We start from the raw sequence: 1,876 nt of genomic DNA, 5'->3' as shown, positions 1-1,876 counted from the left end.
GGTGCGGCCCCGCCGTAATGCGCCCGGAGTGGTCAGTTCTGGCCGTCGCGGCGGCGATCCCACTGCTCTGACTGGCGCTCCATGAAGGAGGAGCGCTTCGCGTTGCCGGCACCGGCCGCGGTCGCCTTGGAGCTTGGGCGGGAGAGCATAAGCGTGACCCCCCACACGGCTAGGGCGAAGCCGAGCACGCCCAGCAGGATGGACACGACGCTGCTACTGCCGGCGGCCACGCCGCCGATCACGATGGCGAGGCCGAGCAGGAGCAGCGCGGCCCCAGCGCCGATGCGACGTGGTGAGGGGCGCCGCAGTGCCGTTTCGGCATGCTGCATGGTCTCGGCCAGCGAAGGGTCCTCGTCGTTGAGTTGTTCCTCAAGGTCGCGCAGCACCTGCTGCTCGCGTTCCGACAATGCCATGGCACGCCTCCCTTCCGGTTGTGGGCTCACGTGGACGGCCGGAGGGTCCTCTCGGCCAACCCGCCTGAACAACATCCAGGATAGGCGGTTGTCGTCACAGGAGGAAAACCGGCCCGTCCCATTGCCCAGAAAACAACGTACGACGCGGGGTTCTTCCCGAATCGCAGGCGCCTGACCCCCCACCCGGACGGCGGCGGATGGTCGCCGCGAAACACGTGCACCGCGGCGCCCTCAGTGCGCGGGACGGTCGGGCTGATCGGGCTCCCGGGGGCGGGACAGCAGGCTGGCGGGGGCGAGGGCGGCGCTGCCCCAGCGCTCGCGTACGGCGTCGGCGGCCCGCTCGGGGGCGCCGCGGCGCGGGTCATCGTCCAGGAGCAACTGGACGCCGTCGTCGGCGCGGGCAAGGCCCTCCACCCGCACCCCGAGCAGCCGAAAGCCGCCGCCCGGGGTGGGCAGGGCGTTGAACAGCGACTCCACGACGGCGAAGATGTCGCGCGCCAGGTCGGTGGGCACCCCCAATGTGCGGGAGCGGGTGACGGTGACGAAGTCGGCGCCGCGCGCCTTCAGCACCACCACCCGGCCCCGCAGTCCGCCCGCGCGCAGCCGGGCGGCACACTGGTGAGCCTGGTCCAGCAGCACCCGGCGGGCATGCTCACGATCGGTGATGGTGTCAAAGAAGGTGCTCTCGGTGCCGACGGACTTCTCCTCCCGCTGCGGGGTGACCGGACGCGGATCGACGCCGTGGGACAGATCGTGCAGGTGGCGGGCGGCCGCCGGGCCGAGGATGCGTTCCAGGCGGCGCACATCGGTGGCGGCCAACTGCCGCACGTCGGTGATGCCCCAGCGGGCCAGCGCCTGAGCGCTCTTCTCCCCCACCCCCCACAGGGCGCCCACCGGCAACACGTTGAGGAAGTCCTGGGTGGCCTGCGCGGGAATCAGCAGAAGCCCGTCGGGTTTGGCGTGAGCGGAGGCCAGTTTGGCCACGAACTTGGTGGAGGCGATACCGACGGAGGCGGGTACCCCCACGCGCTCGCGCACCTGGCGTCGAATCCAATGCCCAATGGTCACCGGGGAGCCCATGCGGCGACGGGCGCCGGAGACGTCCAGAAACGCCTCGTCCACGCTGACGCGTTCCAGCAACGGGGTGACCTCACCGAGGATGCCCATCACCTGCCGGGAGACGGCGGAGTACACGCCGTGGCGCACCGGCAGGACCACCGCCTGGGGGCAGCGGCGCATGGCCTCGTTCATGGGCATGGCCGAACTGACTCCGTAGGCGCGGGCCTCATAGGAGGCGGCGGAAACCACGCCGCGCCCGTCGCGGCCGCCGACGATGACGGGACGCCCGACCAGCTCGGGGTGCTCGAGCAGTTCCACCGAGGCGAAGAAGGCGTCCATGTCCACGTGCAGGATGGGGGTGGCGGAGTCGTCCTCGCCCCACGAGCGGCGGGCGCTCTCGGCCC

Annotated in this window: 2 protein-coding genes; both read right to left on the bottom strand. The window is 71.5% G+C overall.

Annotated elements, in window-relative coordinates; translation table 11 throughout:
• Positions 1-32: 32 nt before the first annotated feature.
• Positions 33-413: a DUF3040 domain-containing protein gene (locus BN1056_RS06945; RefSeq protein WP_210580001.1), complete on the bottom strand. Its 381-nt coding sequence runs from the start codon at positions 411-413 to the stop codon at positions 33-35.
• A 231-nt stretch (positions 414-644) separates the two neighbouring features.
• On the bottom strand, positions 645-1,876 hold a 1,232-nt coding region (gene dinB, locus BN1056_RS06940), incomplete at its 5' end, for a DNA polymerase IV (protein ID WP_210580000.1).

The sequence above is a fragment of the Actinomyces succiniciruminis genome (assembly GCF_900002405.1).
Taxonomy (GTDB): Bacteria; Actinomycetota; Actinomycetes; order Actinomycetales; family Actinomycetaceae; genus Actinomyces; species Actinomyces succiniciruminis.
Note: the sequence above shows the minus strand (reverse complement) of the source record. Positions and strands in the feature narration are given on the sequence as shown.